Origin of the sequence: Sulfitobacter sp. W027 (genome assembly GCF_025143985.1) — a bacterium.
In the GTDB taxonomy this organism is placed as follows: Bacteria; Pseudomonadota; Alphaproteobacteria; order Rhodobacterales; family Rhodobacteraceae; genus Sulfitobacter.
The window spans coordinates 1,839,107-1,854,548 of sequence record NZ_CP083564.1; the positions used below are offsets into that span (position 1 = coordinate 1,839,107).

At 59.6% G+C, this 15,442-nt stretch carries 13 protein-coding genes; 6 read left to right on the forward strand and 7 right to left on the reverse strand.

Going from position 1 to position 15,442, the window contains the following annotated elements:
• Positions 1 to 124: 124 nt before the first annotated feature.
• The 3 genes from coaD to K3759_RS08995 form a co-directional block, all read right to left on the reverse strand.
• Entirely contained in the window at positions 125 to 622 is a 498-nt protein-coding gene (gene coaD, locus K3759_RS08985; RefSeq protein WP_259981220.1) for a pantetheine-phosphate adenylyltransferase, read from the reverse strand.
• A 123-nt stretch (positions 623 to 745) separates the two neighbouring features.
• The gene (locus tag K3759_RS08990; RefSeq protein ID WP_259981222.1) at positions 746 to 1,180 is read right to left on the reverse strand and encodes a CBS domain-containing protein; all 435 of its coding nucleotides are present in this window, start codon (positions 1,178 to 1,180) and stop codon (positions 746 to 748) included.
• 61 nt (positions 1,181 to 1,241) lie between these two features.
• A complete protein-coding gene (locus K3759_RS08995) occupies positions 1,242 to 2,162 on the reverse strand; it encodes a LysR family transcriptional regulator (RefSeq protein ID WP_259981224.1) in 921 nt (306 codons plus the stop codon).
• Positions 2,163 to 2,274: 112 nt separating this feature from the next.
• Between K3759_RS08995 and K3759_RS09000 the strand changes: the two genes are divergently transcribed.
• The 6 genes from K3759_RS09000 to K3759_RS09025 all read left to right on the forward strand — a co-directional run bounded on the left by K3759_RS09000 (position 2,275) and on the right by K3759_RS09025 (position 9,230).
• Complete coding sequence (locus K3759_RS09000; protein ID WP_259981225.1) at positions 2,275 to 3,774, forward strand: CoA-acylating methylmalonate-semialdehyde dehydrogenase; 1,500 nt, start codon at positions 2,275 to 2,277, stop codon at positions 3,772 to 3,774.
• 52 nt (positions 3,775 to 3,826) lie between these two features.
• A complete protein-coding gene (locus K3759_RS09005; protein WP_259981226.1) occupies positions 3,827 to 4,936 on the forward strand; it encodes a carboxylate-amine ligase in 1,110 nt (369 codons plus the stop codon).
• A gap of 84 nt (positions 4,937 to 5,020) precedes the next feature.
• Entirely contained in the window at positions 5,021 to 6,163 is a 1,143-nt protein-coding gene (locus K3759_RS09010; RefSeq protein WP_259981229.1) for an acyl-CoA dehydrogenase family protein, read from the forward strand.
• Positions 6,164 to 6,170: 7 nt separating this feature from the next.
• On the forward strand, positions 6,171 to 7,214 hold the full coding sequence (locus K3759_RS09015) for an enoyl-CoA hydratase/isomerase family protein (protein ID WP_259981232.1): 1,044 nt from the start codon (positions 6,171 to 6,173) through the stop codon (positions 7,212 to 7,214).
• Positions 7,211 to 8,095, forward strand: a complete 885-nt coding sequence (gene mmsB, locus K3759_RS09020; RefSeq protein WP_259981234.1) for a 3-hydroxyisobutyrate dehydrogenase — start codon at positions 7,211 to 7,213, stop codon at positions 8,093 to 8,095. The genes K3759_RS09015 and mmsB overlap by 4 nt, the downstream gene beginning before the upstream one ends.
• Positions 8,096 to 8,174: 79 nt before the next feature.
• Positions 8,175 to 9,230: a transketolase gene (locus K3759_RS09025; RefSeq protein WP_259981235.1), complete on the forward strand. Its 1,056-nt coding sequence runs from the start codon at positions 8,175 to 8,177 to the stop codon at positions 9,228 to 9,230.
• A 36-nt stretch (positions 9,231 to 9,266) separates the two neighbouring features.
• Here K3759_RS09025 and uvrA read toward each other — a convergent pair whose 3' ends face one another.
• The 4 genes from uvrA to lpdA form a co-directional block, all read right to left on the reverse strand.
• On the reverse strand, positions 9,267 to 12,152 hold the full coding sequence (gene uvrA, locus K3759_RS09030; RefSeq protein ID WP_259981237.1) for an excinuclease ABC subunit UvrA: 2,886 nt from the start codon (positions 12,150 to 12,152) through the stop codon (positions 9,267 to 9,269).
• Between the two features lie 66 nt (positions 12,153 to 12,218).
• The gene (locus tag K3759_RS09035; protein WP_259981239.1) at positions 12,219 to 13,394 is read right to left on the reverse strand and encodes an MFS transporter; all 1,176 of its coding nucleotides are present in this window, start codon (positions 13,392 to 13,394) and stop codon (positions 12,219 to 12,221) included.
• 15 nt (positions 13,395 to 13,409) lie between these two features.
• Positions 13,410 to 13,961, reverse strand: a complete 552-nt coding sequence (locus K3759_RS09040) for a dihydrolipoamide dehydrogenase (RefSeq protein ID WP_259981240.1) — start codon at positions 13,959 to 13,961, stop codon at positions 13,410 to 13,412.
• Positions 13,962 to 14,034: 73 nt separating this feature from the next.
• Positions 14,035 to 15,429, reverse strand: a complete 1,395-nt coding sequence (gene lpdA, locus K3759_RS09045) for a dihydrolipoyl dehydrogenase (RefSeq protein ID WP_259981242.1) — start codon at positions 15,427 to 15,429, stop codon at positions 14,035 to 14,037.
• Positions 15,430 to 15,442: the final 13 nt, after the last annotated feature.

Consider the following 15,442-nt stretch of genomic DNA (forward strand, 5'->3'; position numbering starts at 1 on the left):
GGGGCCAAACTCCGCTAACGAAAAAGGCGCGGCCGCCGATTTGGCGCCACACCCCTCCCCTTCATCCTTTTCTAAAATACCGCGCAGAACCGCCCCGCAATCGGCCCGTTCTCCACTTTAGAGGCTACTTCCGCGCAAACCGCTCAATCAGCACCTCGTTCACTGCAGGGGTCACGAATTTGCTGACATCCCCATCCAACCGCGCGATCTCTTTCACCAGTTTGCTGGCAATCGCCTGATGGGTGGCCTCGGCCATCAGAAAAACCGTTTCGATCGAATCGTCGAGCTGGCGATTCATGCCAACCATCTGGAATTCATACTCAAAGTCCGAGACCGCACGCAGGCCGCGCACAATGATCTGCGCCCCCACATCGCGGGCGCAATCGATCAGCAGGTTTTCAAAAGGATGCACCACGATCTCGACCCCGGTCTCGGCGGCCAGGTCCACACATTCCGCCTCGATCAGCGCCACCCGTTCTTCAAGGCTGAACAACGGCCCCTTGTCGCGGTTGATGGCCACGCCGATCACCAGCCGGTCGACCATGCGCGCAGCGCGGCGGATGATGTCGATATGACCCAGGGTGATCGGGTCAAACGTGCCGGGGTAAAGGCCTATGCGCATGGAACTGTCCTGATTTGTGCCGCGTTGCGGCATAGCCAAGCATTTCACCGGGCCGAGCGCAACCCGGTTAGCGGTAGCAGTGCCGCCCCGTCATCAGGGCCGAACCCGGGTGGCCGCGCGCCCTCAGCGCCCCATGATCATGCCTTCGAGGGCCTGCTTCTCCATCGACAGCTCTTGCAACTGCGCCTTGACCACGTCCCCGATCGAGATCACCCCGACCAGTTCACCGTCTTCCAGCACCGGCATGTGGCGGAAACGCCCCGTGGTCATCTGCTGCAGGATCGCATCCGAGCGGTCGTTGCGGCTACAGGTGACGAGTTTCGTCGTCATGATGCTTTCGACTGTTTGCTGAAGGCAGCCAGCGCCCTGCCGGCCCAGCTCGCGCACGATGTCTCGCTCCGACAAGATACCATCCGGAGTCTTGCCATCTGTCGAGATAACCAGCGTACCGATCCGCTTTTCCGACAGCATCTGAGCCGCTTCGGAGATCAGCAAACCCGGCTTGGTTGTGACCACCTTGTCATCCGGTTTGGTCTTGAGAATCTGCGATACCAGCACCTGGCGCCTCCTTCTTTGAACGGCCGTCTTGGGTCCAGCGTCACCGCGAAATCCTTTTCTGTCAAGCTTTTGGCGCAGCCTGTTCGGCGGCCAGCGCCTCAAGCCGCATGGTTTCGGCCCGCAGCCCCACCGCCAGTGCCTCGGCAAAGCCCGAGAGCCGTGCGTTGCGGCGGTCATCGACATGCCGGATCAAATAAAAGGCGCGGGTCAGGCTCACCTGATCGGGCAGAATCCGCCGCACGCCCGGCGTGGCGGGAAGGGAGAAATCATGCGCGACGCCAATCCCCCCGCCCTGTTGGATCATTCGTACCTGCACCGACACCGAGTTCGATGCCAAAGCCACCCGGTTCACACCAAGATCGGCAAGGTAATCCAACTCTCGGTCAAAGATCATATCCGGGATATAGCCAACGATCCGATGCCCGGCTAAATCCGCAGTGGACCGGACCGGTGAATGACGCGCGAGATAGCTGTCAGCCGCGGCTAGATGCAGTTTGTAGTCCGTCACTTTTTGCACGACCAACCGCCCCGCCGTGGGTGCGCTGACGCCGATCGCCATATCGGCCTCGCGCCGTGACAGGTTGAACACCCGTGGCAGGGCGATGATCTGCACATCCAGGTCCGGGTTCTGCGCCGCGATGCCGGCGCAGACCTGTGGCAAGAGATAGTTCGCCGCCCCGTCCGGCGCACCTACACGAATCTGGCCCGACAGCCTGTCACTCTGCACCGGCACCCCGGCGCTGGCGGCGCGCATCGCCTGTTCGACCTTGGCGGCGCGCTGCATCAGATCGCTGCCGGCTTCCGTCAGCGCGTAGCCCTGCGGGGATTTCACAAAGAGCACGGTCTGCAAGGATTTTTCCAACCGTGCCATACGCCGTCCCAGCGTCGCAGGATCAAGCCGCAAGAGCTTGCCCGCGGCCGACAGGCTTTGCTCCCGCGCGACCGCCAGAAACAACCGCAGGTCGTCCCAGTTCTGATCCATACAACGGCCCTCTTTGTGCTTTGCAAAAATGCAAGACGGTTTTGCCATCCTTCCTCTGTTACATTGCTTTTTGCAAGGCTATCGTGCCGCCAACCATAGAGGAGATCCGATCATGCAAGAGATGACCCATTACCTGAACGGCGAACACGTCAAAGGCACCTCCGGGCGCTTCGCCGATGTAATGAACCCCGCCACCGGCGAAGTGCAGGCGAAAGTGCCGCTCGCCAATGGCGAAGAGCTGAACAAAGCCGTTGAATACGCCGCCGCCGCCCAGCCCAAATGGGCCGCGACCAACCCGCAGCGCCGCGCCCGCGTGCTAATGAAATTCGTCTCCCTGCTAAACCGCGACATGGACAAGCTGGCCGAGGCGCTGAGCCGCGAGCACGGCAAGACCTTGCCCGACGCCGCCGGTGACGTGCAGCGTGGCCTTGAAGTGGTCGAATACTGCATCGGCGCGCCCGAACTGCTGAAAGGTGATTTCACCGACAGCGCCGGCCCCGGCATCGACATGTACTCCATGCGTCAGGCGCTTGGTGTGACGGCAGGCATCACGCCCTTCAACTTCCCCGCCATGATCCCGATGTGGATGTTCGCCCCGGCCATCGCCTGCGGCAACGCCTTTATCCTGAAGCCTTCCGAGCGTGACCCCTCCGTCCCGCTGATGCTGGCCGAACTGCTGGAAGAAGCCGGTCTGCCCAAGGGCATCATTCAGGTCGTGAACGGCGACAAAGAAGCCGTCGACGCGATCCTGCACCATGACGTCATTCAGTCGGTGGGTTTCGTAGGTTCCACGCCGATTGCCGAATACATCTATGCAACTGGCTGTGCCAACGGCAAGCGCGTGCAGTGTTTCGGTGGCGCCAAGAACCACATGATCATCATGCCCGACGCAGACATGGACCAAGCTGCCGACGCACTAATCGGCGCGGGCTACGGTGCTGCTGGCGAACGCTGCATGGCGATTTCCGTGGCCGTGCCGGTGGGGGATGAAACCGCCGACCGTCTGATCGAAAAGCTGGTGCCGCGCATCGAAAAGCTGAAAGTCGGCCCCTACACTTCCGGCAATGACGTGGACTACGGCCCGGTTGTGACTGCCGCCGCCAAGGCCAATATCGAACGTCTGGTTCAGACCGGTATCGATCAGGGCGCGGAACTGGTCGTCGACGGGCGCGACTTCAAACTGCAAGGCTATGAGAACGGCTATTTCGTCGGTCCGCACCTCTTTGACCGTGCGACCAAGGATATGGACATCTACAAGCAGGAAATCTTTGGCCCCGTGCTGACCTGTGTGCGTGCCAAGGACTACGAAGAGGCAATCGGCCTTGCGATGGACCACGAGTATGGCAATGGCACCGCGATCTTTACCCGTGACGGCGACGCGGCACGTGACTTTGCCAACCGGATCAATGTCGGCATGGTCGGCGTCAACGTGCCGATCCCGGTGCCGCTGGCCTACCACACCTTTGGCGGCTGGAAGAAATCCGTCTTTGGCGATTTGAACCAGCACGGGCCGGATGCGTTCAAGTTCTACACCCGCACTAAGACCGTAACGGCCCGCTGGCCGTCGGGCATCAAAGAGGGTGGCGAGTTCTCCATCCCCGTGATGGAGTGATCCATCCCGCCGGCCGCCTTCGGGCGGCCGGCCCCTGCCGGAGGCCAGAGCCATGCAGCCCAAGTTCACCATCGGAATCGAAGAAGAATATCTGCTCGTTGATAAGGATTCATTGGCGCTGGCCGATGTGCCTGGAGCTCTGATGACCGCCTGTCGCGAGGCACTGCAAGATCAGGTTAGTCCCGAGTTTCTTGCCTGCCAGATCGAGATTGGCACCAAACCCTGCGAAAATGTGGCCGAGGCCCGCGAGGACTTGCGCCGCCTGCGCCGCACCATTGCGGATCTGTCAGACGAACATAATCTCGCACCGATTGCCGTGGGCTGCCATCCGTTCTCTGACTGGAAGGCGCAAGAAACCACGGAAAAGCAACGCTATACCCAGCTTGAAACCGAGCTTGAAAACGTCGCCCGGCGGATGTTGATCTGCGGTATGCATGTCCATGTCGGCCTCGACAGTGACGATTTGCGCATCGACCTGATGCCGCAGCTTTCTTATTTCCTGCCCCATCTGCTGGCGCTATCCGCGTCCTCTCCCTTTTGGCAGGGCGAAGACACAGGGCTTGCCTCCTACCGCATGGCGGTGATGGACAACATGCCGCGCACCGGGCTGCCACCGCAGTTTGACAGCTGGGCGGAATACCAACGCACGACTGATACGCTCGTTGAGTTAGAGATCATTGAAGACGCGTCGAAAGTCTGGTGGGACCTGCGCCCGTCGGTTCATTACCCGACACTGGAGGCCCGTATTTTCGACGTGCAGCCGCGCATGGCTCATACGCTGGGCTTGGCCGGACTGACGCAGGCGCTGTGCCGAATGCTCCTCCGACTGCGCGATGCGAACCTGAGCTGGCGTAAATATGATCGTTTCCTGATCTCCGAAAACCGCTGGCGTGCCCAGCGGTATGGCACAAGCGACAGCCTGATCGACTTCGGCGACCGGAAAATGAAGGGATTTGACACCCTTTTTGAAGAGATCGTCGGACTGTTGGCCGAGGACGCCGAGGTGCTTGGCTGTCTCGATGAAGTCTGCGCCCTGCGCGATGTCGTCAAAGAGGGCACATCGGCTGACCGGCAACGCAATATTTGGGCGGATGCCCCCGAAGGCAAAGGCGGCGAAGCCATCGTCCGCCATCTGATCGAGGAATATCACGCCGACCTCTGAGCCTTGTTGCGGCTCTGCTCGGCTGATAGAATTAAACAAGTGTTCAGTTCCAAGGACACCGAGACATTCAGGGAGAGAGCCGCGATGGATTTCGCATTGAACGAAGAACAGACCGCCATTTTCGACATGGCCTACGCCTTTGGCCAAGACAATATCGCCCCGCACGCCCACCAGTGGGAAAAAGACGGCACGATCCCAAAGGAGTTGTGGCCCCAGATCGCGGAACTGGGCTTCGGCGGGCTCTATGTCTCGGAAGAAACCGGCGGTTCTGGTCTTACACGGCTTGATGCGACGCTGGTGTTTGAGGCGCTGTCTATGGCCTGCCCCTCGGTCGCGGCGTTCCTGTCGATCCACAATATGTGCGCCAAGATGCTCGACACTTTCGCCAGTGACGAGATGAAAGAGCGCATCATGCCCGGCGTGCTGAGCATGAACACGGTGCTGTCCTACTGCCTGACTGAACCCGGCTCGGGTTCAGACGCGGCAGCGCTCAAGACCCGCTGCGAGCGCACCAACGACGGCTACACGCTCAACGGCACCAAGGCGTTCATCTCGGGCGGCGGCTATTCAGACGCCTATGTCACCATGGTGCGCACCTCGGATGACGGGGCCAAGGGTGTCTCCACCGTCTTTGTCGAAGACGGCACCCCCGGCCTGTCCTTTGGCGGGCTGGAAGACAAAATGGGCTGGCGCAGCCAACCGACGGCGCTGGTGCAGTTCGACGACTGCAAAATCCCGGCTGAGAACCTTGTCGGGGAAGAGGGCAAGGGCTTTAAATACGCCATGGCCGGGCTTGACGGCGGGCGGCTGAACATCTCCGCCTGCTCGGTCGGTGCCGCGCAGACCGCACTGACCAAAACGCTGGAGTACATGGGCGACCGTAAGGCCTTCGGCCAGAGCATCGACCAGTTCCAAGGGCTGCAATTCCGCCTCGCCGATATGGAGACCGAACTTCAAGCCGCCCGCACCTTCCTGCGCCAAGCCGCATGGAAGCTCGATACTGGCGCGCCGGATGCCACGAAATTCTGCGCGATGGCCAAGAAATTCGTGACCGAGACTGGCAGTAAGGTCGTCGATCAGTGCCTGCAGCTACACGGAGGCTATGGCTACCTAGCGGACTACGGAATTGAGAAACTGGTTCGTGACCTGCGCGTGCACCAAATCCTCGAAGGCACCAACGAGGTCATGCGCGTAATTGTCGCCCGCGACATGCTCAAGAACCGCTGAGCCCGACATGAGCGATATCAGCATCCGCAAATCAGGCCGCGCCGGCCGTATCACTCTCACCCGGCCCAAAGCGCTTAACGCGCTGAGCTACGACATGTGTATCGCCATCGAAAAGGCGATCGACAACTGGCGCAACGATCCGGAAGTTGCCGTGATCGTGCTGGATGCAGTGGGTGAGAAGGCCTTCTGCGCAGGCGGTGACGTGGCACAGCTTTACGAGACCGGAAAGGCCGGCGATTTCGACTTCGCCCGCCGTTTCTGGGCTGATGAGTATCGGCTCAACAACAAGCTACATGGCTACCCCAAGCCGGTGATCTCCTTCATGCAGGGGTTCACCATGGGCGGCGGGGTTGGCATTGGCTGTCATGGCTCGCACCGCGTGGTGGGCGAAAGCAGCAAAATCGCCATGCCGGAATGCGGCATCGGACTGGTCCCGGATGTGGGCGGCACGCTACTCCTGGCGCAGGCACCGGGGCGGATGGGTGAATACCTCGGCCTCACCGGCGCGCGGATGGGGGCGAATGACGTGCTCCACGCGGGCTTTGCAGATTACTTCATCCCCGAAGCCAAATGGCCCAATCTCATCGCGCAACTGGAGGAGAACGGCGATCCCTTCATCCTCGACCGCGCGGCCACCACCCCGCCCCCGTCCAAGCTGGCCGAGGTTCAGGGAGAGGTGGACCACCTCTTCAATCGCGAAAGCCTGTCAAAGATCAACGCGGCCCTTTCAATGTCCGACAGCGATTTCGCAGTCGGGACACTGAAAACCCTGCGCCGCAACTCGCCGCTGTCGATGGCCTGCACGCTCGAAATGCTGCGCCGCTTGCGCGGGCCCGGCATTGGCATGGTCCCGGCGCTGGCACAGGAATACCGCTTTACCGCGCGGTCACTGGAAAAAGGCGATTTTATCGAAGGCGTGCGCGCCGCAATCATCGACAAGGACCGCAGCCCCAACTGGCAACATGCCGATTGGAACGTACCGCATACTGATATCGACGCCATGCTCGCCTCTTTGGGCGATAACGAATTGAAGTTGGAGGAAAACTCATGAGCAATCTCACAATCGGATTCATCGGTCTAGGCAATATGGGCGGGCCGATGGCCGCCAATCTTGCCGCCGCTGGCCATACGGTGCGCGGCAACGACGTGGCTGGCACCACGGCCGAAGGGGTCACCGAAGCCAAGACCATCGCCGACGCCGTTAGGGACGCGGATGTGGTTATCACCATGCTGCCCAACGGCGCGATTCTGCGCCAAGTCGCCGAAGAAGCAATCGCCCATATGGCCCCGGGCGCGCTGCTGGTCGACTGCTCAACCGTCGACGTGGAAAGCGCGCGCTTTGCAGCCGAGGCCGCGCAGAAGGCCGGGTTGCTCTTTGTCGATGCGCCTGTCTCCGGCGGCATTGGCGGCGCGCAGGGCGGCACCCTCACCTTCATGGCGGGTGGCGCGGAAGCAGCATTTGAAAAGGCCAAACCACTTTTCGACATCATGGGTCAGAAAGCCGTGCATTGCGGCGATGCAGGGGCGGGCCAAGCGGCGAAGATCTGCAACAACATGATCCTTGGCGCTACGATGATCGCCACCTGCGAGGCCTTCGCGCTGGCCGATAAACTGGGCCTTGACCGCGAACGGATGTTCGACGTGGTTAGCACCTCTTCCGGCTACTCATGGTCGATGAACGCCTATTGCCCGGCCCCCGGCGTTGGCCCGAAATCGCCTGCCGACAACGATTACAAACCGGGCTTCGCGGCGGAACTGATGCTCAAAGATCTGGGGCTGTCCCAACAGGCCGCGGAAATGGCCAATGCCGACACACCGATGGGCGCACTGGCCAAGGAACTCTACACCCGCTTCGTCGAAGAAGAAGGCGGTAAGGGCAAAGACTTCTCCGCCATGCTGCCCCGTTTCGAAAAGCGCGGTTGGCAAGGTTGAGCTGATCCACCCCACGCGGGAACGACCTGACCCGGGCAGGCGTTGGCTTCAGAATGAACCAATCTTTGGAGATCACCTGATGCGACGCCTGCTCATTACCACGATCCTAACCACCGCCTGCGCAACCGGCCCATTGGCCGCCGCGGGATCCGGCTTCGCTCCGGCACAGTCTGCCATCGCGTTTGATGCCAGCGGCCCGGATACGATTTGGCTCGCCAAAGACGATAAGGGCAAGGACAAGAAAGACAAAAAAGAGAAGAAGAAGGACAAGCGCGAGAAAAAGGCTGAGAAGAAGAAGGAAAAGCACGAGAAAAAGGTTGAAAAACACAAGGAAAAGAAGGCCAAGAAAGACGATAAGGTCAAGATCAAGATCAACGGTGATAAGGTCAAGATCAAGGGCGATGACATCAAACTGCCCAAAGGTGTGGACCGTGCCGAATTTAATGAGCGCGTGAACCGCTTCACGCAAGACCGCGATACCGTTGTAACCCGCCTTCTCAACACACCGGCACCCGAGGGCCGTGACATGGCCGTTATCCTTGGCGCAGCCGCATTGGCTCTGGCCGCGCCAGAGCTGAATGCAGCTGCCCTGCCTGAGGACGAGCTGATCACCTATCGCAACTGCCCCCCCGGTCTGGCCAAGAAAGACCCGCCCTGCGTTCCCCCGGGGCTGGCGAAACAGGGCGTCACCTATGAGCAATGGGCCAGCTATTCGGACGATGAACTGGACACGCTACTGCGAGAGCGCCGCGAACCCTATCTTGAGGCCGACCCACTCACGGAACGCGAGCTGCTGTTGCTGGAGTCCAATCAGATTGCGCAACTCTACAACCTCGATGCCGCGCCCGACGGTCATCGCTACGCGTTGATCGACGGTCAGCCAGTTCTGCTCAGCAACGAAGATCACACCGCCCTGCTGCGCATCAATGAACTGGCCCGCGTACCGACTATCGGCTCAGGCATTAACGTTGCTCCGACCGCAGCGCTGACTCAGGCGGACCTTATCAACCTCTACCGTCTGGCCGAGCCGGAAGAAGGCTACAACTACGCAGTACTGAACGGTCAGGTGATCTCGCTGCAGGACAGTGCCTATGAGACGCTGCAGCTGATCCGCATCGCCCGCGCCGTGCTATAAGAGCACGCCGCAGGGAAAGCCAATCGGTGGCGGCGGTTATTCCGCCGCCACTTTTGTTTGTTTGTACAACATCGGTTTGAGGTATTTTCCGGTATGGCTTTCGGCCACTTCCGCGACCTTCTCCGGCGTGCCCGTCGCCACAACCCGACCACCGCCATCGCCGCCCTCAGGGCCGATATCGATGATGTGATCCGCAGTTTTCACCACGTCGAGGTTATGCTCAATCACCACAACAGAGTTGCCCTGATCTACCAGTTCATGCAGCACTTCCAACAGCTTACGCACGTCTTCAAAGTGCAGACCAGTGGTCGGCTCATCAAGGATATAGAGCGTGCGACCGGTTGAGCGTTTACTCAACTCCTTGCTCAATTTCACACGCTGCGCCTCACCGCCCGAAAGCGTCGTCGCCTGTTGGCCGACCTTGATATAGCCCAGCCCCACCCGCATCAGCGCGTCCATCTTCTCGCGGATCGAGGGTACGGCAGCGAAGAACGTCTGCGCATCTTCCACAGTCATATCAAGGACATCGGCAATGCTCTTGCCCTTAAATTTAACTTCTAAAGTCTCGCGGTTGTAGCGCGCTCCCTTGCATGTCTCGCATTCCACATAAACATCCGGAAGGAAGTGCATCTCAATCTTGATGACCCCGTCACCTTGACAGGCCTCGCAGCGCCCGCCCTTCACGTTAAAGCTGAACCGCCCCGGCTTATAGCCACGCGCCTTCGATTCCGGCAGCCCGGCGAACCAGTCCCGGATCGGAGTGAAGGCCCCAGTGTAAGTCGCTGGATTCGAACGGGGGGTCCGCCCAATGGGCCGTTGGTCAATATCGATAACCTTATCGAGGTGTTCCAATCCCTTAATGGTCTGACAGGGTGCCGGCGTTTGCCGCGCCCCATTCAGGTTCATCGAAGCAGTCTTGAACAAGGTCTCAATGGTAAGGGTCGATTTGCCGCCCCCCGATACGCCGGTGACACAGACAAACTTCCCTAACGGGAAGTCCACGGTCACGTTCTGCAGGTTGTTGCCAGTTGCCTTTACGACCTGCAACTTCTTCTTGTTCCCCTTGCGTCGCTTTGTCGGCACAGCAATTTCACGAACGCCAGTAAGATACTGACCCGTCACAGAATTTGGATCATTCGCGACCTGTTCCGGTGTCCCATGGCTCACCACCTGCCCGCCATGAACACCAGCCCCCGGGCCGATATCAAAGACGTAATCCGCCTCCCGGATCGCCTCTTCGTCATGTTCCACGACGATCACCGTATTGCCCTGATCGCGCAGGTTTTTCAGCGTGCCGAGCAGCCGGTCGTTATCGCGCTGGTGTAGGCCGATGGACGGTTCATCAAGCACATAGAGCACACCAGTCAGGCCAGAGCCAATCTGGCTCGCCAACCGGATGCGCTGGCTCTCCCCGCCACTTAATGTGCCACTTGAACGAGACATCGTAAGATACTCAAGACCCACGTTATTTAGGAATCCTAGGCGCTCACGGATTTCCTTCAGAATCGCGCGGGCAATCTCATTCTTTTGCGCCGTTAGGTGCTCCGGCACAGATTTGCACCAGTCGTAGGCCTCACGGATCGACATCTCTACAACCTTACCGATGTGGAGCAGTTCGTCCTCCGTACCCGTCGCGGGGCCAATCCGCACCGCAAGCGCTTCTGGACGCAGACGATAGCCGCCGCAGGTGCCGCAAGGACGGTTGTTTTGATAGCGTTCGAACTCCTCACGGACCCAATTGCTGTCCGTTTCGCGGTAGCGCCGTTGCATATTGGGGATCACCCCTTCAAACACACGTTTCACCTCGTAAACGCGCCCGCCTTCATCATAGCGGAAGGTGATTTCTTCCTTACCGGACCCCCGCAGAAAGACTTCTTGCACATGCTCAGGCAGGTCTTTCCAACGGGTCTTCTGGTCAAATTTATAATGTTTCGCAATGGCTTCGATGGTTTGCTTAAAGTAAGGAGACTTCCCCTTGCGCCAAGGTGCAAGCGCCCCATCATAGATTTTCAGGTTCTGATCCGGCACCACCAGCCGTTCGTCAAAGAACAGCTCGACGCCCAGCCCATCACAAGATGGGCAAGCGCCAAAAGGCGCGTTGAATGAGAACAACCGCGGTTCAATTTCAGGGATCGTAAATCCACTGACCGGACAGGCAAATTTCTCGGAGAAGGTATACCGCTCGGCCTCACCTTCACTCGGCGCGGTTTCCAAAATGGCGATACCATCGGCGAGGTCTAGCGCAGTGCGGAGCGAATCCGCCAGCCGTGTCTCCAGACCTTCACGCACCACGATCCGGTCGACGACGACGTCGATGTCATGGCGGAACTTTTTGTCTAAGGTCGGCGGTTCATCAAGGTCGTGGAACTCTCCGTTCACCTTGACGCGTTGAAAGCCCTGCTTGCGCAACTCGACAAATTCTTTGCGATACTCACCCTTCCGGTCACGAATAATCGGCGCCAAAAGATAGGCGCGCGTGCCCTCTTCCATGGTCATGATCCGGTCAACCATGTCCTGAACCTGTTGTGCTTCGATAGGCTTGCCGGTGGCCGGGCTATAGGGGGTGCCGACGCGTGCAAACAACAGACGCATATAGTCGTAGATCTCTGTCACCGTGCCGACTGTCGACCGGGGGTTCTTCGATGTCGTCTTCTGTTCGATAGAGATCGCCGGGCTGAGGCCGGAAATATGGTCAACATCCGGTTTCTGCATCATGTCGAGGAACTGCCGCGCGTAGGCTGACAGCGACTCCACATAGCGGCGCTGCCCCTCGGCATAGATCGTGTCAAAGGCAAGGCTCGACTTGCCAGACCCCGAAAGCCCGGTGATTACAACCAGTTGGTCCCGTGGAATATCTACGTCGATGTTTTTCAGATTGTGTTCGCGCGCACCGCGCACTTCGATGTTCTTCAGCTCAGCCATGACATGCCCCTCTTAACGGTTTGTACATAGGTGCTGATGCAGTGTTTTCCAACGGAAAAATGAGAACTAAACAGGAACTCGGGCCCTGCGACGCCGGGCCGCACCAAGGAGGAGATGTGCCCCAAGCCCCATGACAAAGGCGCCCCCCGCCAATAGTGGCAGCGCCGCACCTCCGAATGTTGCCAGACCAAAGGCCATGATGGGCGTGCCAAGGCTGTTTCCGAGGTTGCCCATCTGTGCCACGGCACCATTCGCCTGCGCCTGCGCAGCGGGGCCATGGTTCAGTTGCGCCACGGCGGTAAAGCTTGCCCCTTGGATCAGCCCCATGGCACCAGCAAGGGCCAGACAGGCCAATGACGAACCGGGGGTGAGCCACAGCCAAACCATCGAGAGGGCGGAAAGCGCAAAGCCCGACTGCACAACCTGAACCGCCGGAAGACGGCGGAGCAAGGCGACGCCGATGGTCATCGAGACCGCGATGCTGGTCAGCGGCATGGCCGCCATCGTGACCGCGCGCCAGTCTTCGGGGAGGTAGGGCGGCAGGACAGTAAGGATGGAGACGAAGCTGAATGTATAGAACAACCAGCCCGCTGCCGGTGCAGACAGGTGGGGCGACCGGTAGATCGCCAGATGGTCGCGGAGGATCTGCGGCAAGGAGAGTGGCGGCTGTGCGCCCTCCTCTGGCAAACGCCGAAGGATGGCAAAGAGCACCAGCGCGCAACCCGCCATATAGAACGCATGGGCCGCAAAAAGCGCGGGCACGCCCCATGCCAGTGCGAGCGGGCGACCGGTAAGGGTCAAGACGGCGAAGGCCACGCCAAAGAATGTACCCCAGAGGGTCAGTGTAAACCCCCGGTCTTTCACAGTGCTAAGTTGCGCAATGAGCGTCGGTGCGGCGACAACGATGGCCAGATGCGACAGCCCCTCCACAACCCGACTGGCAAGCATCCAGCCAAAGCCCGGCAGCAGCGCCTGAAATGCCGAGACCCCTGCCCCTAGCCATAGCGCGAACAGCAGCGCCCGACGATAGCGGACGCGCGCCACCATCAAGCCCGCCACAACCCCAAGGAGGATACCGACACCGCCCACCAGCGACACCAAAAAGCCAAGCGCTGCCCCGGCCTGCGGATAGAGGTCTGGCAAAAGATCGAAGATGACGCTCATCTTGCCGTATTGCGCCGCAGCACCGAGCCCGGCGGCCCAAAGCGCGAAGACGCGCAGGAAGGAGGTATGTTCAGTCATATTGTCTCAGGACCTTTAAGTCAGCGCCCAGGTGCAAAGTGGCGTTTGCGGGCAGTTGGTCAGGTCATCCGTATTCATATTGAACTTCGGTGGCCAGCCTGGTTCGAGATGACAGGCGATGGCGCTGCAGTTGCCCCATTGTTGCGCATTGGTACAACCTTCGTCGAAAACATCTTTAATTATGGGGTTCTTTGGCTCCCGCGCAGACCAGCGTGAGTTGTCGTTTAGTGCCGAGTGTAAGGGAATGATGACCCGCACGGCGATCCAAAAATACCCACCGGAGCGGAGCATCGGCTGCACATGTCGTGCCGCATAAGGACGATCCAGTTTCTCCGGGGTCTGATCGGCGAGGTTCTGGTCAAACTGGCGGGATGCACAGGTGGCCGGAGCAGCGAAGGGCCCTGCGCATTTGTCACAGGTCGGGTAGCTGAACGGGGTATGGCTGTTGAAGCCAGACGGATTGCCAAACAAGCCCATCCTCTCAGCAGCAGCGATAATTGCGGGATGACGTCGGACTGGGATCCGGCGGCCACTGCGTTGCATGACGACACGGTTAAAACTGACCACGACCTGGTTCCAGACGGTTCGGCCCAGGGCGGCGGCGGGGCAAGTCACGTCTAGCGCAGCCTGCCCGCCCGCTTCACATATGGATCACGCGGTCAAAGGCGTCGAGCACGGATTCATGCATCATTTCGCTGAGCGTCGGATGCGGGAAGACGGTGTTCATCAGGTCTTCTTCGGTGGTCTCTAACTGTCGGCCCACAACGTAGCCTTGGATCAGTTCCGTCACCTCAGCCCCAACCATATGCGCACCCAAAAGCTCACCGGTTTTGGCGTCGAAGATGGTTTTTACCAACCCTTCCGGCTCGCCCAGGGCCACGGCCTTGCCATTGCCGATGAAGGGGAAACGCCCGACTTTAATGTCATAGCCTTGATCTTTGGCCTTGGCCTCGGTCAGCCCGACAGAGGCGACCTGTGGGTGGCAATAGGTGCAGCCCGCAATGCTTTCGGGTTTGACGGGATGTGGCTTTTGGCCTGCGATGAGTTCGGCAACCATCACGCCTTCGTGGCTCGCTTTGTGGGCCAACCAAGGCGCTCCGGCGATGTCGCCAATCGCATAGATCCCGTCGACCCCGGTGCGGCAATAGGCGTCTGTCACCACATGGGTCCGGTCGACTTTGACACCGAGCTCTTCAAGCCCCAGACCTTCGGTATTGCCGACGATACCGACCGCAGAGATCACGGTGTCGAACTCAAGCTTTTCGACCTTGCCGTCGCGCTCGATATGAGCCGTGACCTTGTCGGCAGTGCGGTCTAGCTTCTTGACCGTGGCCTTTTGCATGATGGTCATGCCCTGTTTCTCAAAGGCTTTCTTGGCGAACTTAGAGATTTCTTCATCTTCTACTGGCAAAACACGGTCCATCACTTCGACAACAGTCGTGTCGGCGCCAAGGGTGTTGTAGAAGCTTGCGAATTCAATGCCGATGGCACCGGACCCGATGACCAATAGCTTCTTGGGGTCATGTACGGGTTGCAGGGCGTGGCGGTAAGTCCAGACGCGTTTGCCATCCGCCCCTAGCCCCGGCAATTCGCGGGCACGTGCGCCGGTGGCCAGCACGATGTTCTTGGCCGTCAGATCATCGCTGCCCTTTTCGGTTTTGACTGAAACCTTCCCCTTTGCGGGGATCGAGGCTTCGCCCATAAAGACCTCGACCTTGTTCTTCTTCAGCAGGTGTTTGACCCCGCCTTCCATTTGCTTGGCGACGCCGCGCGAGCGTTTCACCACGGCGTCGAGGTCATAGTCGATCTTATCAGCTGCCAGACCAAAATCCTTGGCACGGTGCATCAGGTGGAACACTTCGGCAGAGCGCAGCAGCGCCTTTGTTGGGATACAGCCCCAGTTAAGACAGATACCGCCCAAATTTTCCCGCTCTACAACTGCGACCTTGAGGCCCAGCTGTGCGCCACGGATGGCGGCGACATAGCCGCCCGGCCCCGCACCGATCACGATCAGATCAAAGGATTTGGCAGCCATGGCACGGACCTCG